General features: G+C 62.6%; 22 protein-coding genes. 3 read left to right on the top strand and 19 right to left on the bottom strand.

Features of this window, described 5'->3' with window-relative positions; all coding sequences use genetic code 11:
• Positions 1-31: 31 nt before the first annotated feature.
• From AC02Y0_RS09205 to yajC, 4 genes are all read right to left on the bottom strand, one after another.
• Complete coding sequence (locus tag AC02Y0_RS09205) at positions 32-886, bottom strand: phytoene/squalene synthase family protein (RefSeq protein WP_476383591.1); 855 nt, start codon at positions 884-886, stop codon at positions 32-34.
• Between the two features lie 22 nt (positions 887-908).
• Positions 909-1,307: an Mth938-like domain-containing protein gene (locus tag AC02Y0_RS09210; protein ID WP_444557274.1), complete on the bottom strand. Its 399-nt coding sequence runs from the start codon at positions 1,305-1,307 to the stop codon at positions 909-911.
• A gap of 4 nt (positions 1,308-1,311) precedes the next feature.
• A complete protein-coding gene (gene secDF, locus AC02Y0_RS09215) occupies positions 1,312-3,864 on the bottom strand; it encodes a protein translocase subunit SecDF (protein WP_102019876.1) in 2,553 nt (850 codons plus the stop codon).
• Positions 3,865-3,926: 62 nt separating this feature from the next.
• Complete coding sequence (gene yajC / locus AC02Y0_RS09220) at positions 3,927-4,274, bottom strand: preprotein translocase subunit YajC (RefSeq protein ID WP_476383592.1); 348 nt, start codon at positions 4,272-4,274, stop codon at positions 3,927-3,929.
• Positions 4,275-4,480: 206 nt separating this feature from the next.
• Between yajC and AC02Y0_RS09225 the strand changes: the two genes are divergently transcribed.
• A complete protein-coding gene (locus AC02Y0_RS09225) occupies positions 4,481-5,353 on the top strand; it encodes an ATP-binding protein (protein ID WP_476383593.1) in 873 nt (290 codons plus the stop codon).
• 75 nt (positions 5,354-5,428) lie between these two features.
• On the opposite strand, the gene AC02Y0_RS09230 is transcribed toward AC02Y0_RS09225, so the two are convergent.
• From AC02Y0_RS09230 to AC02Y0_RS09295, 14 genes are all read right to left on the bottom strand, one after another.
• Complete coding sequence (locus AC02Y0_RS09230) at positions 5,429-6,970, bottom strand: peptidoglycan DD-metalloendopeptidase family protein (protein ID WP_476383594.1); 1,542 nt, start codon at positions 6,968-6,970, stop codon at positions 5,429-5,431.
• A 178-nt stretch (positions 6,971-7,148) separates the two neighbouring features.
• The gene (locus AC02Y0_RS09235; RefSeq protein ID WP_102019872.1) at positions 7,149-7,802 is read right to left on the bottom strand and encodes a protein-L-isoaspartate(D-aspartate) O-methyltransferase; all 654 of its coding nucleotides are present in this window, start codon (positions 7,800-7,802) and stop codon (positions 7,149-7,151) included.
• Positions 7,799-8,569: a 5'/3'-nucleotidase SurE gene (surE, locus tag AC02Y0_RS09240; RefSeq protein ID WP_476383595.1), complete on the bottom strand. Its 771-nt coding sequence runs from the start codon at positions 8,567-8,569 to the stop codon at positions 7,799-7,801. The genes AC02Y0_RS09235 and surE overlap by 4 nt, the downstream gene beginning before the upstream one ends.
• 22 nt (positions 8,570-8,591) lie before the next feature.
• Positions 8,592-9,875 (bottom strand): serine--tRNA ligase, encoded by a 1,284-nt coding sequence (gene serS / locus AC02Y0_RS09245; RefSeq protein WP_476383596.1) that lies wholly within the window; start codon positions 9,873-9,875, stop codon positions 8,592-8,594.
• 103 nt (positions 9,876-9,978) lie between these two features.
• The gene (tatC, locus tag AC02Y0_RS09250; protein ID WP_476383597.1) at positions 9,979-10,788 is read right to left on the bottom strand and encodes a twin-arginine translocase subunit TatC; all 810 of its coding nucleotides are present in this window, start codon (positions 10,786-10,788) and stop codon (positions 9,979-9,981) included.
• Positions 10,785-11,555, bottom strand: a complete 771-nt coding sequence (tatB, locus tag AC02Y0_RS09255; protein ID WP_476383598.1) for a Sec-independent protein translocase protein TatB — start codon at positions 11,553-11,555, stop codon at positions 10,785-10,787. The genes tatC and tatB overlap by 4 nt, the downstream gene beginning before the upstream one ends.
• A gap of 114 nt (positions 11,556-11,669) precedes the next feature.
• Positions 11,670-11,891, bottom strand: coding sequence for a twin-arginine translocase TatA/TatE family subunit (locus AC02Y0_RS09260; RefSeq protein ID WP_054150147.1), 222 nt, complete (start codon positions 11,889-11,891; stop codon positions 11,670-11,672).
• A 12-nt stretch (positions 11,892-11,903) separates the two neighbouring features.
• The gene (locus AC02Y0_RS09265) at positions 11,904-13,031 is read right to left on the bottom strand and encodes an ABC transporter ATP-binding protein (protein ID WP_476383599.1); all 1,128 of its coding nucleotides are present in this window, start codon (positions 13,029-13,031) and stop codon (positions 11,904-11,906) included.
• Between the two features lie 91 nt (positions 13,032-13,122).
• On the bottom strand, positions 13,123-13,857 hold the full coding sequence (gene scpB, locus AC02Y0_RS09270) for an SMC-Scp complex subunit ScpB (RefSeq protein ID WP_476383600.1): 735 nt from the start codon (positions 13,855-13,857) through the stop codon (positions 13,123-13,125).
• A 7-nt stretch (positions 13,858-13,864) separates the two neighbouring features.
• The gene (locus AC02Y0_RS09275; RefSeq protein ID WP_476383601.1) at positions 13,865-14,734 is read right to left on the bottom strand and encodes a segregation and condensation protein A; all 870 of its coding nucleotides are present in this window, start codon (positions 14,732-14,734) and stop codon (positions 13,865-13,867) included.
• Entirely contained in the window at positions 14,734-15,762 is a 1,029-nt protein-coding gene (nagZ, locus tag AC02Y0_RS09280) for a beta-N-acetylhexosaminidase (protein ID WP_476383602.1), read from the bottom strand. Before nagZ ends, AC02Y0_RS09275 begins: the two co-directional genes overlap by 1 nt.
• Positions 15,763-15,887: 125 nt before the next feature.
• A complete protein-coding gene (locus tag AC02Y0_RS09285; protein ID WP_476383603.1) occupies positions 15,888-18,962 on the bottom strand; it encodes an SPOR domain-containing protein in 3,075 nt (1,024 codons plus the stop codon).
• 65 nt (positions 18,963-19,027) lie between these two features.
• The gene (gene argS / locus AC02Y0_RS09290; RefSeq protein WP_476383604.1) at positions 19,028-20,788 is read right to left on the bottom strand and encodes an arginine--tRNA ligase; all 1,761 of its coding nucleotides are present in this window, start codon (positions 20,786-20,788) and stop codon (positions 19,028-19,030) included.
• A 60-nt stretch (positions 20,789-20,848) separates the two neighbouring features.
• Positions 20,849-22,066 (bottom strand): deoxyguanosinetriphosphate triphosphohydrolase, encoded by a 1,218-nt coding sequence (locus AC02Y0_RS09295; protein WP_476383605.1) that lies wholly within the window; start codon positions 22,064-22,066, stop codon positions 20,849-20,851.
• A 197-nt stretch (positions 22,067-22,263) separates the two neighbouring features.
• On the opposite strand from AC02Y0_RS09295, the gene erpA reads away from it, so the two are divergent.
• Together erpA and xth are read left to right on the top strand one after the other, a co-directional pair.
• Complete coding sequence (gene erpA / locus AC02Y0_RS09300; RefSeq protein WP_229576384.1) at positions 22,264-22,596, top strand: iron-sulfur cluster insertion protein ErpA; 333 nt, start codon at positions 22,264-22,266, stop codon at positions 22,594-22,596.
• A gap of 7 nt (positions 22,597-22,603) precedes the next feature.
• Positions 22,604-23,389 (top strand): exodeoxyribonuclease III, encoded by a 786-nt coding sequence (gene xth, locus AC02Y0_RS09305; protein ID WP_476383606.1) that lies wholly within the window; start codon positions 22,604-22,606, stop codon positions 23,387-23,389.
• Positions 23,390-23,477: 88 nt separating this feature from the next.
• Here the strand turns inward: xth and exoR are convergent, their stop codons facing one another.
• Complete coding sequence (gene exoR, locus AC02Y0_RS09310) at positions 23,478-24,269, bottom strand: exopolysaccharide production regulator ExoR (RefSeq protein WP_476383607.1); 792 nt, start codon at positions 24,267-24,269, stop codon at positions 23,478-23,480.
• Positions 24,270-24,288: the final 19 nt, after the last annotated feature.

Genomic DNA, 24,288 nt, shown 5'->3' on the forward strand with positions numbered 1-24,288 from the left:
GCAACACTGCCGCCGCGATGATGGGAAGGCGTCAGAGACGCCCGGTCAGCAGCAGACGCATCATGGCGAGCTGCCGGCGCCACTGGGGCGGCCGGATATCCGACACGAGGCAGGCCGCTCCCATGCTCATCGCCCGTTTGAGAATCGGCTCGGCGAGCGTCACAGGCAGAAATGCCGACAGCAGGCTCTTGGGAATGCGACCGGCGGCACGGGCCTTGCGCAGATGGTCGAGGCCGAATCCGGCGAAAGCCTGGATGGCCGCCCCCATCCGTTCATCGGCGGCTGGAGCAAGAAACGTCTCCCGATCTAGACCGACGGAAGCCAGGATCTGGGTTGGCAGATAGACCTGCCCCCGTGCCCGGTGGATCGGCATCAGCAGGATCGCGCCCGCCACTGCCAGAGCCACGCCTGCATGCCCTGCGATCTCCGCCACTCCTTCGGCAGCCTCGGTATCGAGCACCAGGGCTGCAAGCTGAATGAGGGCCGCCGCCGTCTCTCCGGCATAGCCTTCGAACATGGCGGTCGTTTCCATCGGGTCGTCATAGAGATCAAAAATGCGCGCATCGGCCATCGCAACGAGCGGTGCCACGGGAAGCCGCCTGGCATCAACCGCGCGCAGCAGTTCAGCGGCGACAGGATTGGCCGCCGTCTCGCCATGGGCTGAGCCTTCGAGCAGATCGCGCCAGTACTGCAGACGCACCTCGCCGGGCAGAGGCTCGCGCACCACGTCGCGAACGCGGGCGAGTTCTGCATTGTAGGCGTAGAGGGCGACGATGGCGGCCCGCCGATCGGCCGGCGTCAGAAGGCTCGCGAGATAGCGGTCGCGATCCGTCTCTTGCAGGGCCTGCAGGCAAAGAGCCTCATTGGCCGACGGGGTCTCGCTCACGATGCACCTTTCGAGGGACGGTTCAGACTGCGATCAACGCGGCCGCGACCGGACGCTGCTCAGCCAGCATGATGTTATACGTGCGGATTGCAGCACCGGTTCCCATCGGGTCGGTGGCGATCCCCTTTGCCTTCAGTGCCGCCCGAAGATTGGGATCGACAAGGCGCAGCTGACGTCCTGTTCCGAGGATCAGGAACTCGATCCCCGTTTCGGCAAAGACGCGCTCCAGCGAGGCTTCAGTCAGGGGATCGTCTTCCGTCTGCTCCCAGCCATAGACGCCGGAGGGCAGCAGAAGAAGCGAACCGCGATGCGACATGTCGGCAAAGCGAAAGCCGCCATTGCCATAGGAATCGATACCGGGCCGACCGGGAAAATGGGCATCACGGATGGTGATGCCCTTGTCTCCGAAGCCGAAGACCATCGTCTCAGGCCCCTGCCTTTGCCGGCACCTTTTCGCCTTCGGACTCGTCCCGCTGGAAGTTTTCCGGACGCAGCTTGAAGGCAATCAGGATCGGGCCGGCGATGTAGATCGACGAGAAGGTACCGATCAGAACGCCTGCCAGCATGGCAAAGGTGAAGGATGCGATGACTTCACCGCCGAAGAGATACAGCGCGCCGAGAGCGAGGATCGTACTACCGGCGGTCAGAACCGTACGCGACAGCGTCTGGTTGATCGATTCGTCGATCAGCACCTCGAGCGGCATCTTCTTGTAGCGCCTCAAGTTTTCGCGCATTCGGTCATAGACGACGACGGTGTCGTTCAGTGAGTAACCGATAATGGTCAGGATGGCCGCGATACTGGTCAGGTTGAACTCGATGCCGGTCACCACGAAGAGGCCGAGCGTGAAGATCACGTCGTGCAGCGTCGCGATGATGGCGCCGAGGGCGAACTGCCACTCGAAGCGGAACCAGATGTAGATCAGGATGCCGAGCAGGGCCGCGGCGACACCGATCGTTGCGGAATAGGTCAGGTCACTGGAGACCGACGGACCAACAACTTCGACGCGGCGGAAGTCGTATTCGGCTTCCAGCTCGCCACGCACCTTGGTCAGCGCCGACTGTTCGGCATTCTCGCCGCCATCCTGCGCCTGCAGACGGATCAAGGCACTGGACTCATCCCCGAAGCCCTGCGCCTGAACTTCTCCGAGGTTCAACTGGCTGAGGCGATCGCGGATGTCGGAAAGATCGGCCGTTCCATCGCGGGCCTGGACCTCGATGATCGAGCCGCCCTTGAAGTCGATGCCGAGGTTCATGCCGACGGTCGCAAAGCCGATCAGCGAGGCCACGGAAATCACCATGGCGAGGCCGAAGTTGAACTTGCGCGCCGCCATGAAGCGGATGTTGCGGTTGTCGAAGAAGCCGGTGCGCACGCTCTTCGGCATGTGCTTCGGACGCTTCCAGCGATACCAGAAGGCCATCAGCCAGAAGGTCAGCGTGAAGGCGGTGAAGACGGTCGTGACGATACCGATCGACAGCGTCACGGCAAAGCCGCGGACCGGACCGGATCCGAGGAAGAACAGAACAACGGCAGCGATCAAGGTCGTCAGGTTGGCATCGACGATGGTCGCGAAGGCCTTCTTGAAGCCGATGTCGATCGACTGAATGAGAGGTCTGCCGTTTCGGGCCTCCTCTCGGATACGCTCATAGATCAGAACGTTCGAGTCGACCGCCATACCCATGGTGAGCACGATACCTGCGATACCGGGCAAGGTGAGCGTCGAGCCGATCAGCGACAGCGCGGCCAGGATCATCGCAATGTTCGCGGCAAGCGCGATATTCGCCATCACGCCGAAGGTGCCGTAAAGCGCGACCATGAAGACGACGACGGCAATGCCGCCGATGATGCTGGCGGTGACGCCGGCATTGATCGAATCCTGGCCGAGGCCAGGACCGACGGTGCGCTCTTCGACCACGGTCAGGGTTGCCGGCAAGGCACCCGCACGCAAGAGAACGGCGAGGTCGTTTGCGCCTTCAACCGAGAAGTTGCCGGAAATCTGGCCGGAACCGCCGATGATCGGCTCGCGGATGACGGGCGCCGAGATGACCTGCTGGTCGAGAACGATGGCGAAAGGCTTGCCGACATTCTCCTGCGTCGCCTGGGCGAAGCGCTGGGCGCCACGGCTGTCGAAGCGGAAGCTGACGACCGGCTCATTGGTGCGCTGGTCGAAGGAGGCCTGCGCATCGACGAGGTTTTCACCCGAGATCAGTGCACGGCGTTCGATCAGATAGGGAACGGCCGGGTCGTCGGTCGAATAGAGAACTTCCGACTGCGCGGGCGGGCGATTGTTGATTGCCTCGGTCACCGGCATGGTCGTGTCGACCATGTGGAAGGACAGTTTCGCCGTCTGGTTCAGCAGGGCCTTGAGGCGCTGCGGATCGGTGAGACCCGGAACCTGCACGATGATGCGGTCGTCGCCCTGGCGCTGGATGAGCGGCTCGGTGGTGCCGAGCTCGTCGACGCGGCGGCGCACGACTTCCATGGACTGGGTGAGCGCCGAAGTGACGCGATAATCGATGCCTTCATCGGTCAAAGCGAGACGCAGCAAGCCATCATCACCCTGCTCGATCGTGACTTCGTTCACGGTGCCGCCGGTCAGGCCGCCGACGCTGACCGGATCGGTCAATGTGCGCAAAGCCTCGATGGCAGCGGGGATCTTGTCGGCATCGGTGATGCGCACCTGGATCTGCTGGCCGACGCCGGAAAGGCCCGTGTAGCGGACACCGGCTTCACGCAACTGCGTGCGCACGTCGCCAACGATCGTCTCAAGACGCTCCTTGACGATGTCCTGGCGCTCCATCTTCAGCATGATGTGCGAGCCGCCCTGGAGGTCGAGGCCGAGCGTCACCTTATGTGTGGGGAACCACGAGGGAAATGCTTCCAGTTCCTCGTCCGTGAAGGCATTGGGCAACGCGACAAGGACGCCGAGCGCGACGGTCAACCAGATGAACAATGTCTTCCAGCGGGAAATGTAAAGCATGGAACTCTCGGATTAAGGCATCGGAAAATGGCAAAGGCCGGCTCGAGGCCGGCCCAGCGGGATCAGGCAGCGGTTTCGGTCTTGACCGGTTCGCCCTTGACGCGGACTTCCGCCACATACTGGCGCATCGCACGAACCTTCACGCCGTCGGCGATTTCCAGTTCGAGTTCCTTGTCGTCAATCACCTTGGTCACCTTGGCAACAATGCCGCCGCCCATGATCACCTGGTCGCCACGACGGATGGAGGAGAGCGTTTCCTCACGCTTCTTCATCTGCGTGCGCTGCGGACGGATCAGGAAGAAGTACCAGACCACCATCAGCGGTGCGAAGAGCAGCAGCATCTCCAGTCCGGACCCCATAGCGCTCGAAGCGGCGGCGCCGTCCTGGGCAAAGGCCTGCGTGATAAACATGAAAGACTCCCTCTTGATGCGTTCTGTTAGAGCCGCGCGGCCCCCTCGTCAGGTCGCCGGAATATAGTGAGAGAGCCCGTGAATGCAACAGAAACAGCAAGCGAGCGTACCATTTTCGAGACCCCTACCCTTTATGCCCGCAATTCTGCGTGATACGGCCCGGCATCAGGCTTTCTAAGCCGAAGCAGATGACGAGGAGGATGACGATGGCCGATCAGACCGTGGCAGCACTTCTGGCTGAAGTAAAACGGCTCTCCGATGCGGTGGAGCGGCTTGCAGGCCCGCCACCCGCCATCAATGACTGGCAGGCAGCCGACTGTTTCGTCTGGTCTCCGGCCCGTCTGCATCTGCAGCCCGTCAAGCGTCCCAACCGTGTGGAACTCGGGCTTATCTGCGGCGTCGATCACGTGCGCGACATCCTGCACGAAAACACGCTGCGTTTTGCCGAGGGTTTCCCCGCCAACAACGTGCTGCTCTGGGGTGCGCGCGGCATGGGCAAGTCCTCGCTGGTCAAGGCCGTGCATGCCGACATCGTCAAGACCAATGGCATCACGCTCAAATTGGTCGAGGTGCATCGGGAAGACATCTCCACCCTCCCCTCTTTGCTCGACATCATCAAGGATGCCCCGCACCGGATCGTCGTTTTCTGCGACGACCTGTCGTTCGACCATGACGACACGGCCTACAAGTCACTCAAGGCAGCCCTCGACGGAGGCGTTGAAGGCCGGCCTGACAATGTCCTCTTCTATGCAACATCCAACCGACGCCATCTCCTGCCCCGCCACATGATGGAGAACGAGCAGTCGACTGCGATCAATCCGTCGGAGGCTGTGGAGGAAAAGGTGTCGCTGTCCGATCGCTTCGGGCTGTGGCTCGGCTTCCACAAATGCAGCCAGGACGACTATCTGACGATGATCGACGGCTATGCCGCGCATTTCGAATTGCCGCTGCCGCGCGAACAGTTGCACCACGAGGCGCTCGAATGGGCAACGACCCGCGGCGGCCGGTCCGGGCGTGTCGCCTGGCAATATATCCAGGATCTCGCCGGGCGGCTGCGGATCTCCACCGACCGCGCCTAAGACCTCACAGCCGAGAATTGAGAAAGGCCCGGAACGCGAGTTCCGGGCCTTTTCACTTACCTGGTACGCAATACTCTATTCCAGGAAAGTGATGGGGTTGACCGGTGCTGCGTCCTTGCGGACTTCGAAGTGCAGCATCGGGCGCTTGACGTTGCCGGTCATGCCGGAGGTGGCGATCGTCTGGCCGCGCTGGACCTTCTGGCCGCGCTGGACGGACAGGCTGTCGGCATGGCCGTATACGGTGACCTTGCCGTCATCGTGGCGGACGAGAACCGTGTTACCGAGTTCCTTGAGGCCGTTGCCGGCATAGATGACGACGCCGTTTTCAGCGGCCTTGATCGGCGTGCCCTGCGGGACCGAGATCGCGATGCCATCGCTGCGCTTGCCGTCGATATTGGCGCCGAAGTTGGCGATGACTGCACCGCGTGCCGGCCAGCGATACTTGCCGATACCCGTCATTTCGGGTGCTGCCGATTCCGGCTTAGCGGCGGCAACTTCCGTTACCGACTTGTTGGCGGCAGGCGCCTTGTATTCAGCCGGCTGGCTGGCGGCCGGAACCGATGCGGTCTGAACCGGGTCAGCGGCCGCAGCAGGCGCCTTGGCAACCGTTGCGCCCTTTGCGGGAACAGCGAGTGCCTGGCCAATGCGGATATTGCCGGTCGTCAGACCGTTCGCCTTCTTCAGATCATCGACGGAAACACCGTTCGCCTTGGCAATGCGAGCGAGCGAATCGCCGGGCTTCACGACGTAGGAACCAGCCCCTTCGCCAGCGCCCGCGGTCGACTTGCCGGTTGCGGCCGAAGCGGCGACCTGCTGCTTTTCACGCGAATTCGGTGCGCTCGGCAGAACGGCAACGTTCTGCTGCTGATCACCCGGCAGGACCGGCTTGCGGCCGTCGGTCGGCAGACCGGAGGCGTTTGCAGCGGCACGGGCGGAATTCGGACCACCAAAGGTCGGGATGATGACCAGCTGGCCGGGTGCCGCATCCGATGCATGGGTCAGGCCATTGGCCTTGAGCAGTTCCGTCTGCGGCACGCCGTAACGATCGGCGAGCGTCGCGATGGATTCGCCGGGACGCAGCGTCACGCGGGCAGCACCGGTCGTCGACCAACCGCCCTGCTTCGGCGTGGAGCCTGTCGTGGTCGGCTCGGCAAGAACCTGGCTTGGATTGGCGGATGCCATCTGCTCGCCCTGCTGGGGTGCAGACGGGAAAGGCTGTGAGAGCGCGGCAGCGCGTTCGGAATTGTTGTTGGATACCGGCGCCTGGGCCATGCCCGAAGGTGCGGCAAGCTCGGAACGCTGGACGGAGGCTGGCGTGCTTGCTGCACGCGCTGAGACCGGCTGCTCATAGGCAGGCGCTGCCGGCATCGGCTGCGCCATTGCCTGGTTCTGACCATACATCCCACCCCCATTGCCGATATTCTCGGCGGGTACGGGCGGCTGGCCACGCACAGCGGACTGACGGGGAATGGACGCAGTCGTCAGACTGTCCGTAGAGAAGACCGAGCTGAACCGCGAGGCATCCGAACTGCAACCGGCTGCAGTACCGGCCAGGAGCAGCGCACCGCACAAACGAGCGACGGGCAATCCAGCTTTCGGCGATACACTTTTACGCATGACTCGACCCACATATGACTCAACTTGATGTGGGATCATTAAAGCGCGTTAGTATTACCGGTCAGTTAACCCCGTGGATTCATTGTGAACGAATTCGACCATGCGCATATAAATGATGCAGAAAACCGGCTTGTCCGCAGGGCCTTCGGTCACACTCGACAGATGTTAAACATCGACCTTAGAGGTGCTGGGCAATCTTCGGCTGCAGAGGCAGGAAGGGCACTTCGAACAGGTCTTCACGTTCGAAACGGCTGCCCGTCTTTGTCAGCCGGACCATGATGCAGCGCTCTTCTTCCACCATCAGTGGCACGAGCAGCATGCCGCCGGAGACGAGCTGCTCGGCGTAGAAGCGCGGCATGACGGGGTAGGCTGCGGTCGAGACAATGCGGTCGAAGGTGCCCTCGCCCGGCAGTCCATTCAGACCATCCAGCTGGCGCAGGATCACATTGCGGATCGACAGCTGCTCCAAGCGGCGCTGCGCACTGGCGATCAGCGTCTTGTAGCGTTCGATGGAGATCACCCGCTCCGCAAGGCGCCCCAGAATGGCCGTGACGAAGCCGCTGCCCGTGCCGACCTCGAGGACGCGGTGACCGGGCTTCACCTGCAGCTGGGCCAGAAGCCGAACCGCGAGATCAGCGCCTTCCATGAACTGACCGCAGTCGATCGGGATCGAGCGGCTCGAATAGGCGCTCTGGGCAAATTCCGGCGGGACAAAAACCGAGCGCGGCGTCTGCTCGACAGCCGTCAATAGGTCTAGATTGGTGATGCCTTCCGCCCGCAGCCTGAGAACGAGTGCGGCAAAACCTTCGCGCTCGACAAGAGCTGATCTCACGCGTCGTCTCCCGCAGCGAGCGCCTGGGCGACCAGATCCTGCACCGCGTAATCCGTCATGTCGAGCTTCAGCGGCGTCACCGAAATCTTCTTCTCGCGCAGGGCGTGGATGTCGGTGCCAGCACGGAAATTGCCCTTACGGTCGCCGAAGCGGAGCCAGAAATAGGGAAGCCCGCGCCCGTCCTGGCGCTCCTCGACCGAAAGGCCGAAGTCCAGCTTCCCCTGCGACGTGACGTCGATGCCCTGAACCTCTTCCGGTTCACAATTCGGGAAGTTGAGGTTGAGGAAGGTGCCGGGTGGCAGATCCACGGTCGACAGCTTCTTCAGAAGGTCGGGCGCCAGCGCCTCGGCAACATGCCACGGGATCGGCGCACCGGCCTCGTAGCTATAGGCCTGGCTCAACGCAAAGGAGCGGATGCCGTGAACCGTGCCTTCGATCGCGCCGGCAACCGTTCCCGAATAGGTGACGTCGTCAGCGAGGTTTGCGCCGGCATTGACGCCCGACAGGACCAGGTCCGGCTTGCGGTCCAGCACCTTACGGATCGCCATGATGACGCAATCGGTCGGAGTGCCGCGCAGCGCAAACTTCTGATCTCCGAGTTCCCGCAGGCGCAAGGGCTCGGAAAGCGTCAACGAATGCGCAAGGCCGCTCTGGTCGGTCTCGGGCGCCAAGATCCAGACATCATCGGAGAGGCTGCGGGCGATCCGCTCCAGGGCGCCGAGGCCCGGAGCGTGGATACCGTCGTCATTCGTCAGCAGGATGCGCATGGTCACTCCGGTCGCGGCGTGATCAGGCCGCCTTCTCGATTCTCTTGATACCGCCCATGTAGGGCAGAAGCACGGCCGGCACGGTGATCGAACCGTCCTCGTTCAGGTAGTTTTCCATGACCGCGATCAGGCAGCGGCCGACAGCCGTACCCGAACCGTTCAGCGTGTGCACGAAGGTCGTGCCCTTGCCGTCCTTGTTGCGGTAGCGGGCATTCATGCGACGCCCCTGGAAATCGCCGCAGACCGAGCAGGACGAGATTTCGCGATAGGTGTTCTGACCCGGCAACCAGACTTCGAGGTCGTAGGTCTTGCGCGCGCCAAAGCCCATGTCACCCGTGCAGAGCGTCATGGTGCGGAAATGCAGGCCAAGACGCTTCAGCACTTCTTCGGCGCAGGCCGTCATGCGCTCATGCTCGGCCATCGAGCTTTCGGCATCGGTGATCGAGACGAGCTCGCACTTCCAGAACTGGTGCTGGCGCAGCATGCCGCGCGTGTCGCGACCGGCGGAACCTGCCTCCGAGCGGAAGGACGGGGTGAGTGCTGTAAAGCGCAGCGGCAGCTTTTCCTGGTCGAGGATTTCGCCCGAAACGAGGTTAGTCAGGGTGACTTCCGCCGTCGGGATCAGCCAGCGGCCGTCGGTCGTCTTGAACAGGTCTTCGGCGAATTTCGGCAGCTGGCCGGTGCCATACATGGCATCGTCGCGCACCATCAGCGGCGAGGACACTTCGGTATAGCCGTGTTCGCTCGTGTGCAGGTCGAGCATGAACTGGCCGAGCGCGCGCTCAAGCCGCGCGAGCTGGCTCGTCAAGACCGTGAAGCGGGCGCCAGAGAGTTTCGCGGCGCGCTCGAAATCCATGTAGCCGAGGTTCTCGCCAATCTCGTAGTGCTCGAGCGGCTTGTGGTTCCAGGGCGGCTTTTCGCCAACAACGCGAGCAACCACGTTGTCGTGCTCGTCCTTGCCCACGGGCACGTCGTCATGCGGAATGTTCGGGATGCGCGACAGGGCGTCGTTGAGCTCAGCTGTGAGCTGGCGCTCTTCCTCTTCGGCCGCCGGCAGCGTGTCCTTCAGCGAGGCGACTTCCGCCTTCAGCTTCTCGGCCAGCTCCATGTTCTTCTGCGCCATGGCGGCGCCGATTTCCTTGGAGGCCGAGTTGCGGCGCGACTGCATGTCCTGCATCGCCTGGGCAACAGACCGGCGCTTCTGGTCGAGCGCGATCAGCGAGGCAGACAGCGGCTCGGCACCGCGCTTGGCAAGCGCTGCATCCAGGGCTTCGGGGTTTTCACGGATCCACTTGATATCGAGCATCGTCGTTCCAGGTCTTCAGCTGCGACCGGGAACGGAGTGGCCGGCGGCCATGTCCGGCCCCATGTCTCAATGGGTTGGCTGCGGCAGGACTGCCCGGATCGCCTCAGGCTTGCTCCGCAGAGCCGGCCTCGGCGAGTTCCGTGGCAGCGCGCTTCTTCTCAATGAGTCGCGCCGCATAGATCGCAACCTCGTAGAGAAGGATGGTCGGCAGTGCAAGACCGATCTGGGAGAGCGGATCCGGCGGCGTCACGATGGCGGCAATGACGAAGGCAACGACGATGAAATACTTGCGCTTGTCGGCCAGCCACTGGCTTTCCAGAATGCCGACACGCACCAGCAGGCTGGTCACGACCGGCAGCTGGAAGACGAGGCCGAAGGAGAAGATCAGGGTCATGATCAGCCCCAGATATTCCGAGACGCGCGGCAAAAGCGAGATCGCAACGCCGCCCTCTTCAGGCGCCTGCTGCATGGCGAGGAAGAACCACATCACCATCGGCGTAAAGATGAAATAGACCAGCGAAGCGCCGAGCAGGAAGAGGATCGGCGAGGCGACCAGGAACGGCAGGAAGGCTGCGCGCTCGTTCTTGTAAAGACCGGGGGCAACGAACTTATAGACCTGCGAGGCGATCACCGGAAAAGCGATGACCATGGCGCAGAATGCCGCGACCTTCACCTGGGTGAAGAAGAATTCCTGCGGCGCGGTATAGATCAGCTCGGTCTTCGCGACGTCGAGACCGGCCCAGGATACGGCCCATTTGTAAGGGACGACCAGCAGGTTGAAGAGCTGCTTGGCGAAATAGAAGCAGACAAGGAAGGCGACGAAGAAGGCGCCGAGCGCCCACATCAGGCGCGAACGCAGTTCGATCAGATGCTCGATCAACGGCTGGGGCTTGTCGTCCATATCGCCGCTCATGCGCGGTCCTCACTCTTGGGCTTGCGTGCCTTGGGCGCCGGTTTTGCAACTGCCGTCTCGGCCGGGGCCGGCTTGGCGGCTGCCGTCTTCGCCACAGCAGGCTTCGATTTTTTCGGTGGGACGACGACCGGCGCGGCGGCAGCCACAGGCGCCGGTTTCACTGGTTTCGCAGATGCCTTCACCGGAGCATCGGCCTTGGCAGCGGTGTTGGCTGCGAGCTTGCGCTTCACCGGTTTCGTCTCGACCACAGCCGGCGAGATGGCAGCGGGGGCGGAGGTGGCAAGCGCGGTTGGCATTACGGATGCGGCTGCTGGAGCAGCTGCCGGAATGGGCGCTGCCGGCGCGACCGGCTGCTGAGCCAAAGGCTTCAATTCTTCCGGTGGCTCACCGAGGCCAAGAGGCACATCGGGGAGAATCGAGTTCTCCTCATAGCCATCGTCAAGCGGAGCCGGCTTGCCGTTGGGGCGCGTGGAGCGCTCCAGATCCGACTTGATCTCTTGCCCCATCTGGCGGAGCGGATTGAGCGTTTCGCGGATCGTGTTGGCGGGATTGAGCGAACGGATATCGTTGACCGAGTTCTTCAGGTCGTCGAGTTCGGCCTCGCGCAGCGCCTCATCGAACTGGGCGCGGAACTCGCCCGCCGTCTGGCGAAGGCGTTTCGTCATCTTGCCGAAGGCCCGGATCATCGGCGGCAGATCCTTGGGGCCCACCACGACGATCAGGATGACCGCAATCACCAACAGCTCGGTCCAGCCTATATCCAGCATGCAAACGGGCTCCTGATGCCACGCCATGGCGCCTCAAGACGGGCGCCGGTCTTCCAAGATTTCAACGAAGAACGGGCAGCCCGAAGAGCCGCCCGTCCAATCGGCGAAAGCCGATCACTTTACCTCGTCGGCCTTGTGGTCGACCGTCTTCGTCACGGTGGGCTGTGCGTTGGAGGCGGTCTGCTTTTCGCTCTCGTCCTCTTCGCTGATGCCCTTCTTGAAGCTCTTGATGCCCTTGGCAACGTCACCCATCAGTTCCGGGATCTTGCCGCGACCGAAGAGAAGCAGGACAATCGCCAGAACGATGATCCAGTGCCAAATGCTAAACGAACCCATGCCTGCCACTCCTTAGATTTGCGTTTCCCCGATGTAGGGGCTTTGCGGTGTCTTTTCAAACACCAAAATGTCTTTGGGCTCAACCGCAATCGTGACGTCACGCACACCCGGCGACAAGATATCGGCCCTGATGCGGGCGCGAACGGGGCGCTCCGTGCCGGGGACGGCAAGATCGAGCAATTCGACCACGCCGAGGAAACGGCGGGCAATGATGCGGGCGGGAATGTTGCCACCGCTTTCGCGCACCGAGACGCCGGAGAGGCGAACGGCCACCTCGACCTCCGCGCCCTCGGCGATCCCGCCGGAATCGGCCGCTCCCAGTGGCGTCTCGACCCGTCCACCACGAACGCGGCCCGAGAATTCATTGATTTCGGAGAAGAAAGCGGCAGCGAAGATATCCTTCGGGCGACGGTAGAGATCGTCCGAGGTTCCGACCTGCACCAGGCGCCCATTTCGCAGGAGCGCGATGCGGTCGGCCATGCGCATGGCCTCTTCGGCGTCGTGGGTCACAACGACAGCGGTCGCGCGGGTTTCACGAAGAATTGCGAGCGTGTCAGCCCGCACCGTGTCCTTGAGACGCGAGTCGAGGCCGGAGAATGGCTCGTCCATCAAAAGCACGCTGGGGCGCGGTGCAAGCGCTCGCGCGAGTGCCACGCGCTGCTGCTCGCCGCCCGAAAGTGCATGCGGGAATTTGTCCGCGTAGTGGGCAAGACCAACGCGCTCCAGGGCGGCCATGGCCTCTGCCACCGCATCCTTGCGGGGGAGCGCCGTCAGGCCGAAACGCACATTGTCGAGCACGCACATATGGGGAAACAGGGCGAAGTCCTGGAACATCAGGCCGATGCCGCGCTTTTCCGGCGGCAGGAAGGTCTGGGGTCCAGCGACTTCGCGATCATTGATCACCACACGCCCGGACGCCTGGGCCTCAATACCGGCGGCGATCCTGAGCAGTGTCGTCTTGCCGGAACCGGAGGGCCCGAGCAGACAGAGCACCTCACCCGGTTCCGCCGTCAGTGACAGGCCGCGGATCGTATCCTTGCCGTGATAGCGGTGGTGGATGTCCTCAAACGTCAGACGCGCGGCAAAGGTCACGCCCGCCGTGCGCTGGCCGTCTCCATGCTGGGTCTTCGCTGGGTTCATTCTGCCGTCCGCGCGGATCAGGCCGGATCGTCGCGGATCTCTGCACCGCAAACGAGCCCGGCATCACCGGTCACCGTTGAAAAAGCTGACCCTATTCCTCTGCTTCACCGCCCGGAGTCAAGAGGCCGAGCTCTTCGAGATCGAGCTGAGTAATCGGATCTTCCTCGTCGGTCAGATCGTCATGGCCCATCGGAAGGGGAATGTTGAAGTTTGCCGGGATCCGGCCCGAGAGCAGCCCTGCCCCCTTCAACTCTTCGAGACCGGGCAGATCGCGCAGCTCTTCCAGCCCGAAATGGTCGAGGAAATCCCTGGTCGTGCCTAATGTCACCGGGCGGCCCGGCGAACGGCGGCGCCCGCGAAACCGGACCCAGCCCGCCTCCATCAGCACGTCGAGCGTACCCTTGGAGGTCTGTACGCCTCTGATATCCTCGATCTCGGCGCGCGTCACCGGCTGGTGATAGGCAATGATCGCCAGAACCTCGAGGGCGGCGCGCGAGAGCTTCTTGACCTCGGCCTCATCATTGCGGATCGCAAAGGAGAGGTCGGCTGCCGTGCGGAAGGCCCAATGGTCGTCGACCTGCACGAGGTTCACGCCCCGTCCGGCATACTCTTCCTTCAACTGGTGCAAGACCTCAGTAGCAATAATGCCGCGCGGCAGACGCTCTTCGATGAAGGAGGTCGAGACCGGCTGAGCCGAGGCAAAGACCAGGGCTTCGGCAATCCGCAGCGCCTCGCGCCGGTCGAGTTCGGCACGCAAGGATGCGGAGTGACCGCCATCCTCTGCGTCCACACCGTCTTCCGGCTCGAGATCATCGACATCGACCATATCAGCCTCACTCCACCGATTTCAAAGCTTCGGCCTTGGGGCCGCTGCGCATGTAGATCGGCTGGAAGGCGCCGTCCTGGCGGATTTCGAGGCGGCCTTCGCGGACCAGTTCGAGGGAGGCCGCAAAGGAACTCGCGATCGCCGTCACCCGATCCTCAGGGCTTGGCAGGTATCGCAGAAGGAAATGGTCGAGCGCGGTCCAGTCGGAGATCTCGCCGATCATCCGGGTCAGGATGCTGCGCGCATCCGACAGCGACCAGACCCTTCGCCTCTCTATCGTCACCTGCATGACCGCCTGGCGCTGACGAATTAGCGCATATGCAGTGAGCAGATCGTAGAGCGAGCCCTCGTAGGCGCTGTTGGCACGCGAAGGCACGTGCTCCGGCATGCCACGAGGATGCACATCGCGACCGAGACGGTTGCGGTTGATGAGCCGGGTCGCCGCTTCGCGCATGGCTTCCAGCCGCTTCAGGCGGAAAGCGAGCGTCTGCGCCATCTCCTCACCGGAGGGACCATCGTCCTTGGCCTGCTGCGGGATCAGCAGGCGCGACTTCAGATAGGCGAGCCACGCGGCCATGACGAGATAGTCGGCCGCGAGTTCGATGCGGATGCGTCGGGCGCTGTCGATGAACAGAAGATATTGTTCGGCGAGCGCCAGCACGGAAATGCGGGCGAGATCGACCTTCTGGTTGCGCGCGAGAAAAAGCAGCAGATCGAGTGGCCCTTCGAAGCCGGCGACGTCGATCAACAGCGCCGGATCACTCGCGGCCCTGTCTTCGGCGGTGTCCTGCCACAGGCTGTCCATCGGCGTCGGCGCCGGCGTTTCCCCTTGCGAGGGCCGGTTGACGATCGTCGGCTGGACGGGGCCACGTACCATCAGGCCACCGCCATCAGGTTGGCAAATTCGTCGCGAAGTGCCTGCTCGTCGGAAGCATCCGGGCCGAAAAATGCAGCCTCGACGGCATCCGCCCGCTCACGTGCGCGACCGGAGAGTTCTGAGACGGCAGCAGCGACGGCCTTCATCTCGTCCATATGGCCATGGCAATGCAGGACGACGTCGAGTGTCGCGGCAATCCGAACCGCGCGTTCGCCGATCGTGCCTTCCAGCGCATTCATCGAGATATCGTCAGACATGAGCAGTCCCTCGAAGCCGATCGCCTTGCGCACGATCTCCTCGGTGACGATGCGCGAGGTCGAGGCCGGACGATCTGGGTCGATGTCGGTATACACGACATGGCAGCTCATGCCCATCAGCTCCTGCGCCAGCGCCTTGAAGGGCACGAAGTCATGCGCCTCGAGTTCGGCGCGCGGAACGGTCACAACGGGCAATTCGTGGTGGCTGTCGGCCATGCCACGACCATGGCCCGGCATGTGCTTCATGACGGGCAGCACGCCGCCGGCCTTCAGACCATCGGCTGCTGCCTGCCCCATCTTCGCGACCACATACGGATCGTTCGAATAGGCGCGGTTGCCGATCACATTCGACGCCCCCTCGATCGGCACGTCGAGCACCGGCAGGCAGTCGACATTGATGCCAAGGCGATAAAGATCGAAGGCGTGCAGGCGTGACATCAGCCACGCGGCGCGCAGCCCCTTTTCCACGTCCCGATCATAAAGTGCGCCCAGATCAGCGCCGGAGGGATAACGCGGCGCGATCGGTTCACGGATGCGCTGCACGCGCCCGCCTTCCTGATCGATCAGGACCGGAACTTCGGCACCGCCGCCCACAGTCTCGCGCATTTCCGCGACCAGATCCTTGACCTGTTCCGCCTCGCCGATATTGCGGCCAAAGAGGATGAACCCCCATGGCTGCTCATCGCGATAAAATGCCTTCTCATCAGCGCTCAAGCGCTGGCCGAGGCATCCGAGGATCATGGCTTTGGCGGGACGGGATTGTGCTGTCATGGGGAGACCATATCGGTGGGGATGAAAAAGCCGAAGGGACCGGGAGCGAGCGCCGAGCCCTCATACACAAGAAAAGAGGCGGAACACGCGGTTCCGCCTCTCGAAACGTTAGCAATCAAGCCAGATCAGCGCGAGACGAGGCAGCTGCCGCCGGCAGAGCGATACTGTTCGCAGAGTGCCACAGCCGCATCCTTGGAGCCTGCAACGACGCGCACGCGGTAGAAGGTGCCCTTGCCAGGGATATCCGCCTGGCGGATTTCCCAGGGCTTGCCGCCCAGCACGTTGCCGAACTTCGAAGACAGGTTGCGATAGCTTTTCTGCGCATCGGCTTCAGACGGCAGCGAGGCGATCTGGATCCCGTAGCTTCCGGCAGGTGCAGCCGTTGCGGGTGCAGCAGCAGCGGGCGAAGCGGCGGCCACTTCAGCCGGTGCCTGGGCCTGCTCAGCAGGTGCGGTCGCTGCCGGCTGGGCCGGACGCAGATTGCCCTGATCGGTCACGGTGCCCACGACATTGACCGGCTGATCCGCAGGACGGGTTGTCGGGATCGGGGCGCGTGGAGCGGTCGGATCGGCGGCAGCCGGCGATGCGATCGCCTCGGCGACGGACTGAGCTTCGGTAGTCGCCGGTGTTGCCGCAGCCACCTCGGTCGCAGCGGTCGCCGTTGCGGCAGGTGCAGCAACAGCCGTTGTCGCCTCAGCCGGGCCACCCGGCGTGACCACGCGTGTATCGACGGTACGGACGGTATCGCCAGTGGCGGTTGGCACGCTCGGCGGCGCCAGAACCGGTGTTCCGGAGTCCGTCTGTGCTGGCTGGGCGGCTGCCGTTTCGACCGGTGCCGCTGCCGGCTCTGCCGGTACTTCCTGGGCGACCAGAGTGCCGTCCGGACGGACGATCATCGTGCGGACCTTGCGCGGCGTGATGGTCGTGGGATCCTCGGCGGCTGCCTGCTGCGGCTGGCCATCGGGGAGAAGGCGTGGATCCTCGGTCTCGCCGACCGGGGTCGCCAACTGATCGTTCTCGCCTTCCATCGGCAGGTTTTCGGGGATCAGCGTGCGCTGAACCACGTCAACAGGCTCTTCTTCCGATGAGATCAGGCTCGGCTGCTTGGGGTCTTCGACGCCATTGCCGGCCACCCGGTCATAGACCGCCTTGTCCTGGTTCGGAACGGACTTGCCACCCGGATCTTCCGGCACGATCTTCACCGGGGACTTGTCAGCCGCGATCACCTGCGGCTCGCCGCTGGTCAGCGTGCCGACGGCGCCCGTGCCCAGCCAGGCGTAAAGGCCACCGGCGCCTGCGAGCAGGAGCACGGCGGCAGTGCCCGCCATCAGGTAAGGCTTGAGACGGCGAAAGCGGAAACCCTGACCTTCACCGGCGATGGTGATATGGCCGCGGCTTTCCGGCTCCAGCGCGTTTTGCGATGTCATGCTGCTGCGGAAATCTTCTTCCAGCGCCTTTTCGAAGGCGTCGAAATCGTCGAGCGGTGCAGCTTGTGCGCGGGGTGCAGAGGCCACAGGTGCCGCCATCGGCGCGGCAACACGACTGGTCGCGATCGGCGTTGCCTGCGGCGGTGCGACAGGCTCCTCGAACAGCGTGGCCAGTTCGGCATCGATGTCGATGTCGTAATCCGGCTGTGCAGGCTGGGCTGGACGGACGTCGGCAACAGGAACCTCGGGCACATCCATGCCGCTCAGGGTTTCGAGAAGATCGTCCTGCTCGGAAATCTCGGAAGGATCGAAGCCGAAGCTGTCTTCGACAGGCGCTACTGGTCGCACCGGCGCGCTGCTCTGGACCGGTGCTGGAGCCGATACATAAGCATCCGAGGTCGGGCGCGTGACCGCTGCGGAAAATGCCGAGGCAGGAACCGAAGGCGTTGGCGCAAAGGCCGGCGCGGAGGATCCGGCAAATGCCGATATCGACGGGGCCGCACTTTCGGCACGAACCGGGGTCGCGAAGGCGGCAGCAGCGGCAAAAACTGGTGCTGCGGCAACAGCCGGTGCGATGGTCTGCGGCTGGGGCTTCTGAGGTGCTACATCAAGCTCAGAAAGATCGAGCTCGATATCATCAAGCTGCAGGTCGAATTCCTGGTCCTGGAAGGGATCGAACTCTTCATCGGCGACGACAGCCGGTGCAGCGCGCTGAACCACAGGCTCAGCAGCCTTCGGCGCCACTTCGACCTCTTCGTCGATGGCAAGCTCGTTGAGGAAGTCAAAGTTGAAATCCGGATCTTCGCGTTCAGCAGGGCTTGAAGCCTGCACGGGTGCGGCAACTGCGGGCGCAAAGCGCGGCTCTGCTGCGACGGAAAACGCGGCATCGTCCAGAACAGATGCGGCGGCCAGGGCGGGCGCGCCGACTTCAGCGGTCGGCTGCGAGGCCGGAATGGGCTCCACAGGACCCGCGGCCCAGTCGAAGGTCGCCTTGCCGAAGTCGAGAGCGACAGGCGACTGCGCAACCGAAACGGATGATGCGGCAGGCGCATCGAAATCCGAAAGATCAAATGCCGGGGCAGCGCGCGGCGGCTCGACAGCAATCTCCGGCTCGGCACGGCGAACCGGCTGGGCGGAGAAATTGGCAAGCGGCAAACGCAAACGCGGCGGCTCGGGCTGAACGGCGCGCACAGGAGCCACCGGAACTTCGGGGCGGACATCTGTGTCGGCGACGGCAAATTCGAGTTCGTCGGCGAGATCGAAGTTCACTTCGGGCTCAGCCACGGGCGCAAACGACACCTCTTCGGAGCGAACCTGCAGATCGTGATCGACTGCAGGCAAAGCCGCATCCGCGACATAGGCGTCATCATAGGACACTTCAGGCGCTGCATACTCGACTGGCTCAGGCTCGTAAGCAGGCTCGGGCGCAACATAGGCCACGGGCTCCGGCTCGAAACGGGGCTCCTCGCGATACTGCTGCGGCTGATAAGCCTCAACAGTCGCGGGACGCGACACGACCGGCTCGGGCACGGAGAGCGGAGGCGCATAAGACGACAGCGAAGGCGCAGCCTCATAGCCCTCAAACTCGCGCATCAATTCGTCTTCGAGATTGAAATCGGCCGAACCCATGTCCGGCGCCTGCGGCAGTGTCACCACAGGCTCGCGCTTCAGGGGCTGATCGAATCCGACAATGCGGGCGAGCTCCGCCAACGGATCATCATCCGCGAAACCATCGCCCTGCGATCGCATGTTTGCAGCCTGCTTCTGTACCATACCCTGTTCCACTCACTCACGCGACTCAACGCCTGCCAGCGCAATGTGGGGAATTGGTGACGATACTATCGCATTTCGACCGGAGCTTCGGTGCCAGTAATGGCCAGTCCCGACTTCAACACGGAGGCGACAGCATGCACCAGCCCAAGCCTGGCGATGGTTAATTCTCTATGTTTATCGTTAACAAAGCGTAATTCGGGCGAATCCTTGCCCTTATTCCAGTGAGCATGAAGCGAGCTTGCCAGATCATGCAGGTAAAATGCAAGACGATGCGGCTCCTGCGACAGTGCTGCCGCCTCGATAATCCGCGGATATTCGGCAAGCTTGGCCACCAGCGACAGTTCCGTCGGGTCTTCGATCTGTCCCATTACGGCACTGGCAAGGTCGAGCTTCTCAATTTCGAGATCCGGGAACGCTTCCTTCGCCTGGCGCATGATCGACATGCAGCGGGCATGCGCATACTGCACGTAGAAGACCGGGTTATCCTTCGACTGCTCCGTGACCTTGGCAAAGTCGAAGTCGAGAGGCTCGGAGTTCTTCCGGTAGAGCATCATGAAGCGCACCGAATCGCGGCCGACTTCCTCGACCACTTCGCGCAGCGTCACGAAGTCGCCCGAGCGCTTCGACATCTTGAACGGCTCGCCGTCGCGGTAGAGCTTGACCAGCTGGCAGAGCAGAACTGTGAGCTTTGACTTGCCTTCGGAGACGGCACGATTGACGGCTTCGAGCCGCTTCACATAGCCGCCGTGGTCAGCACCGAGAACATAGATCATCTCGGAGAAGCCGCGGTCGAACTTGTCCTTGAAGTAGGCAACGTCGGCGGCGAAATAGGTGTAGGAGCCATCCGACTTCATCAGCGGACGGTCGATATCGTCACCGACCTCCGTCGAGCGGAACAGGGTCTGCTCACGGTCTTCCCAGTCTTCCGGAAGCTGACCCTTCGGCGGCGGCAGCGTGCCGCGATAGACATGACCCTTGAAGGTCAGGTCATTGATCGCCGTGCGGATCTTCGCAGCATTGTTGGCATGCAGCGTGCGCTCGGAGAAGAAAACGTCGTGATGCACGTTGAGCGTGGCCAGATCGTCACGGATCATGGCCATCATCGCGTCGATGGCCTTTTCCTTGACGATGGCAAGCATCTCCTCTTCCGGCATGCCGTAGAGCTTGGTGCCGTATTCGTCCGCAAGCGCCTTGCCGACCGGAACGAGGTAGTCGCCCGGATAGAGACCTGACGGGATCTCACCGATCTCCTCGCCCAGCGCCTCGCGATACCGCAGGAAGGCCGAGCGGGCGAGCACCTCGATCTGTGCGCCGGCGTCGTTGATGTAGTATTCCTTGGTCACCTCATAGCCGGCAAAGCCGAGCAGGTTGGCGAGCGTGTCGCCAACGACGGCGCCACGGCAATGGCCGACATGCATCGGGCCAGTCGGGTTGGCCGAGACATATTCTACATTGACCTTGTGGCCGGTGCCGACCGTTGAGCGGCCGAAACTCGTTCCCTCACGGATCATCACCGCCAGCAGACGCTGCCAGTAGGCGACCGAGAGGCGAATGTTGATGAAGCCCGGACCGGCGACGTTGACGTCTGCAATATCGGCATCCTGCTTCAGCTTTTCGCCGATCAAGTCCGCGAGCGCGCGCGGGTTCATGCCCATGCCCTTGGCAAGCACCATGGCGGCATTGGTTGCGGCATCGCCATGGCTTGCATCACGCGGCGGCTCTACGACGATGCGGCTGAAGTCGAGGCTGTCGCGCTTCTCGCGCACCGCCTCGATCTCGTCGAGCGCTGCTTTGATCCGGATTTCGAAATCGGCGAAAAGGTTCATGGCGTGTCCCTGCGCGCCGGAGCTCAGCCCCGGCGTTCTCTAAAGAATTTCGTCGGGTGCCTATCGCAATTCGGGAGTCCGGTCAAACAGCTCGCGATGCGTTCGCACCGCATAGGTGTCGGTCATGCCGGCCAGATAGTCGCCGACATGGCGGGCCTTCTGGCCATCATTCAGGCCGGAAATATGGTTGACCCAGAAGTGGCTCTTCATCAGCTTCGGGTCGTTCATATAGGCGTTGAAGAGATCGGTGACGATCTCGGCGGCGGCGGCGCGTATGCGCATGATGTCGGGGTGGCGATAGATGCGGCTGAACAGCAGCTTCTTGATCGCCTTGTCGGTCTCGGCCATCTGATCGGAAAAAGTGGCGATCGTCAACGAGGCCGCCCTGATATCCTCGACGCTCTGGGGTTCGACCTGCTTCAGCCGGTCCTGCGCGACGCCAATCACATCTTCGACCATGCGGGTGATTTGCCGGCGCATGATCTCGTGGGTGAACCTGTCAGGGTCGAGATGCGGATAGCGGTCGCGCACCTCCTTCATCAGGCCGGCGAGGAAGGGCACGTCTTCCAGCATTTCAAAAGTCAGATAGCCGGAGCGCAGACCGTCATCGATGTCGTGGGTGTTATAGGCGATGTCATCGGCAATTGCCGCAACCTGTGCTTCCAGGCCTGCAAAGCTCGCCAGTTCCAGATCATGGATCTCGCAATAATCTAGGATCGGCTGCGGAACGGGACCGCGTGTCCCCTGCCCGTCCTGAGTTTTCAGCGGGCCGTTATGCTTGACCAGACCTTCGAGCGCCTCCCAGGTGAGGTTCAGCCCGTCGAAATCAGCGTAACGCCGTTCGAGCTTTGTGACGATGCGCAGCGACTGGGCATTGTGGTCGAAGCCACCATAGGGCTCCAGCACCTCGTGCAGCGCATCCTCGCCCGTATGACCAAAGGGCGTGTGGCCGAAGTCGTGAACGAGGGCCACACCTTCCGCGAGATCCTCATCGAGCTTCAATGCACGAGCCAGAGCACGGGCAATCTGCGCCACCTCGATGGTGTGGGTGAGACGCGTGCGATAATGATCTCCATCAGGGCCGATGAAGACCTGGGTCTTATGCTTGAGGCGGCGAAAGGCGGTCGTATGGACGATGCGGTCACGGTCGCGCTGGAATTCGGAGCGGGTGAGGCTTCCCCCTTCTTCGAAGAGACGGCCACGGCTCGCCCAGGGATTGGTCGCGTAGACTGCCCGCTCTCCGGTCCCAAAACCCAATGCTGCTTGATCGATCGTCATGCGCGTGCTGCCTGCTCCCCATTGACGCAACTCTTGTGCCTTCATACCTATAGCGGACAAAGCCGCAAGGCGATGCGGGTTCCGAAGGGTCTTCGGGCCGTCTCGCCCGATCAAAAGTCGCGCAATTGCGTGACATTGTGGTGATTTGCGCCGATTAGAACCGTTTTCACCGGACCTTGAACCCGGCAGGAGGCAGAATGAGCACCGAAACCGTTACCCTTTCCGAAGCCGCTGCGAAGCGAATCGCCGCGATCGTCGCCGCCGATGCCGAGAAGCAGGCGCTGCGCGTCTCCGTCGAAGGCGGCGGCTGTTCCGGCTTCTCCTACAAATTCGACCTCGACGGGCAGCCTGCCGGCGACGACATCGTGATCAGCCGTGACGGTGCAACCGTGCTCATCGACCCGATGTCGCTGATCTACATGGCGGGCTCCGAGATCGACTTCGTCGACAACCTGCTTGGCCAGTCCTTTCAGATCAAGAACCCCAATGCGGTGGCGAGCTGCGGCTGCGGCACCAGCTTCTCCGTGTGAGTGCATGATGAAAATTGCCACCTGGAACATCAACGGCGTCAAGGCGCGCATCGAGAACCTGTGCCAGTGGCTGAAGGATAGCGATCCCGATATCGCCTGCCTGCAAGAGATCAAGTCGGTCGACGAAGGGTTTCCGCGTGGGGAAATCGAGGCGCTCGGCTATCACGTCGAGACGCACGGCCAGAAGGGCTTCAATGGCGTCGCGCTTCTGTCGAAGATCAAGCCCGATGAAGTGAATCGCGGCCTGCCCGGTGACGACACCGACGAACAGGCCCGCTTTATCGAAGGCGTTTTCTCTGTCGAAGGCGGCGTGGTGCGCGTCTGCTCGCTTTATCTGCCGAACGGCAATCCGTCCGACGATCCGGTCAAATACCCCTACAAGCTCGCCTGGATGGCAAGGCTCGAAGCCTTCGCCCGTGATCGCATGGCGCTTGAGGAGCCGCTGATCCTGGCGGGAGACTACAATGTCATCCCGGAACCGCATGATGCCAAGGATGCGAGCCAGTGGCTGACAGACGCGCTCTACCTGCCCCAGACGCGGGCGGCCTTCCGCCGTCTGGAGAACCTGGGGTTCATCGACGCGGTCCGCGCCACCAATGACGAGACACCGCTGTTTTCCTTCTGGGACTATCAGGCGGGCGCCTGGCAGAAGAACAACGGCATCCGCATCGACCACCTGATGCTCTCGCCCGAGGCATCAGACCGGCTGCGCTCAACCGCGATCGAAAAACATGTCCGCGCCTGGGAAAAGCCGTCCGACCACGTGCCGGTCGTCGGTCATTTCGCATTCTGAGCTTCAGGACTTCAGCTTGCAGACACGAAAATGGGCGCTGATGCGCCCATTTGCATATCTATAACCCTGCTGACGACGATCTGGCGGATCAGTCGCCCTGCTCGACGACCTGCGGCGCCAAGGCCACCGCCACGCGGCGGTCGTCTTCGGTGGCGAGCGAGAAAGCCCGCTCCTGCAGATCCTGCATCCAGGGACAATCCTTCGGATTGCAACGCTCGAGCGCCGCCGTCAGAAACGCAAGCCCGCGGACGGTTTGGCCTTCTTCAAACAGCACATTGCCGAAGATCGACATGGCGCCGGCGTGACCGCCCTTGCGCGCCATGTTCAGCCACTTCTTCGCCTGCTGGACATTCACGCGGCCGCCCTCGCCGGCCAGGATCATGCGTGCCAGTTGAAACTGCGCTTCTGGCACGCCGAAGGTGGACGCGACCTGGAAGTAGATCTGGCGGGCCTGCGCGAGATCCGCCTTGACGGGGCTGTCGGGAATGCCCTGGCGATAGTAGCGAGCGAGCGACAGCAGCGCGTTGACGAAGAAGCCGGTATCCTCCGACCCGGGCTCGACACCCTCGTTGGCAATCTCGGCATAGATCTTGAAGGCTTCGAAGTCGTTTTCGACCACGCCGTCGCCGGCGGCATACATATTGGCAAGCGCCCAGCGGGAACCGGTATGGCCCTTCTCGGCGGCGTAGCGATAGGCCTCGACGGCCTCTTCCTTCTGGCCCTTCTTGTAGGCGTTGAAGCCGAATTTGAAGAGGTCGAAGGGGCCGGATTCCTTGCTGACGCCAGCGTTCATGTCGAAAGCACGCGCCGATGGGCTCGAGGACAGCAAAAGAGCCGCCGTCAAAAGCACCGCCGAAGACTTCCAGTCAGGTCGCCGCATGGGTCCGCACAATTTCCAA

It is taken from the genome of Allorhizobium sp. nf9_anc, from assembly GCF_056323085.1.

Bases quoted from the DNA above. Each gene is read 5' to 3' on its own strand.
- AC02Y0_RS09210 (WP_444557274.1), bottom strand. From the start codon at position 1,307: ATGGTCTTCGGCTTCGGAGACAAGGGCATCACCATCCGTGATGCCCAT.
- secDF (WP_102019876.1), bottom strand. From the start codon at position 3,864: ATGCTTTACATTTCCCGCTGGAAGACATTGTTCATCTGGTTGACCGTC.
- yajC (WP_476383592.1), bottom strand. From the start codon at position 4,274: ATGTTTATCACGCAGGCCTTTGCCCAGGACGGCGCCGCCGCTTCGAGC.
- AC02Y0_RS09225 (WP_476383593.1), top strand. From the start codon at position 4,481: ATGGCCGATCAGACCGTGGCAGCACTTCTGGCTGAAGTAAAACGGCTC.
- AC02Y0_RS09230 (WP_476383594.1), bottom strand. From the start codon at position 6,970: ATGCGTAAAAGTGTATCGCCGAAAGCTGGATTGCCCGTCGCTCGTTTG.
- surE (WP_476383595.1), bottom strand. From the start codon at position 8,569: ATGCGCATCCTGCTGACGAATGACGACGGTATCCACGCTCCGGGCCTC.
- serS (WP_476383596.1), bottom strand. From the start codon at position 9,875: ATGCTCGATATCAAGTGGATCCGTGAAAACCCCGAAGCCCTGGATGCA.
- tatC (WP_476383597.1), bottom strand. From the start codon at position 10,788: ATGAGCGGCGATATGGACGACAAGCCCCAGCCGTTGATCGAGCATCTG.
- tatB (WP_476383598.1), bottom strand. From the start codon at position 11,555: ATGCTGGATATAGGCTGGACCGAGCTGTTGGTGATTGCGGTCATCCTG.
- AC02Y0_RS09260 (WP_054150147.1), bottom strand. From the start codon at position 11,891: ATGGGTTCGTTTAGCATTTGGCACTGGATCATCGTTCTGGCGATTGTC.
- AC02Y0_RS09265 (WP_476383599.1), bottom strand. From the start codon at position 13,031: ATGAACCCAGCGAAGACCCAGCATGGAGACGGCCAGCGCACGGCGGGC.
- scpB (WP_476383600.1), bottom strand. From the start codon at position 13,857: ATGGTCGATGTCGATGATCTCGAGCCGGAAGACGGTGTGGACGCAGAG.
- AC02Y0_RS09275 (WP_476383601.1), bottom strand. From the start codon at position 14,734: ATGGTACGTGGCCCCGTCCAGCCGACGATCGTCAACCGGCCCTCGCAA.
- nagZ (WP_476383602.1), bottom strand. From the start codon at position 15,762: ATGACAGCACAATCCCGTCCCGCCAAAGCCATGATCCTCGGATGCCTC.
- AC02Y0_RS09285 (WP_476383603.1), bottom strand. From the start codon at position 18,962: ATGGTACAGAAGCAGGCTGCAAACATGCGATCGCAGGGCGATGGTTTC.
- argS (WP_476383604.1), bottom strand. From the start codon at position 20,788: ATGAACCTTTTCGCCGATTTCGAAATCCGGATCAAAGCAGCGCTCGAC.
- AC02Y0_RS09295 (WP_476383605.1), bottom strand. From the start codon at position 22,066: ATGACGATCGATCAAGCAGCATTGGGTTTTGGGACCGGAGAGCGGGCA.
- erpA (WP_229576384.1), top strand. From the start codon at position 22,264: ATGAGCACCGAAACCGTTACCCTTTCCGAAGCCGCTGCGAAGCGAATC.
- xth (WP_476383606.1), top strand. From the start codon at position 22,604: ATGAAAATTGCCACCTGGAACATCAACGGCGTCAAGGCGCGCATCGAG.
- exoR (WP_476383607.1), bottom strand. From the start codon at position 24,269: ATGCGGCGACCTGACTGGAAGTCTTCGGCGGTGCTTTTGACGGCGGCT.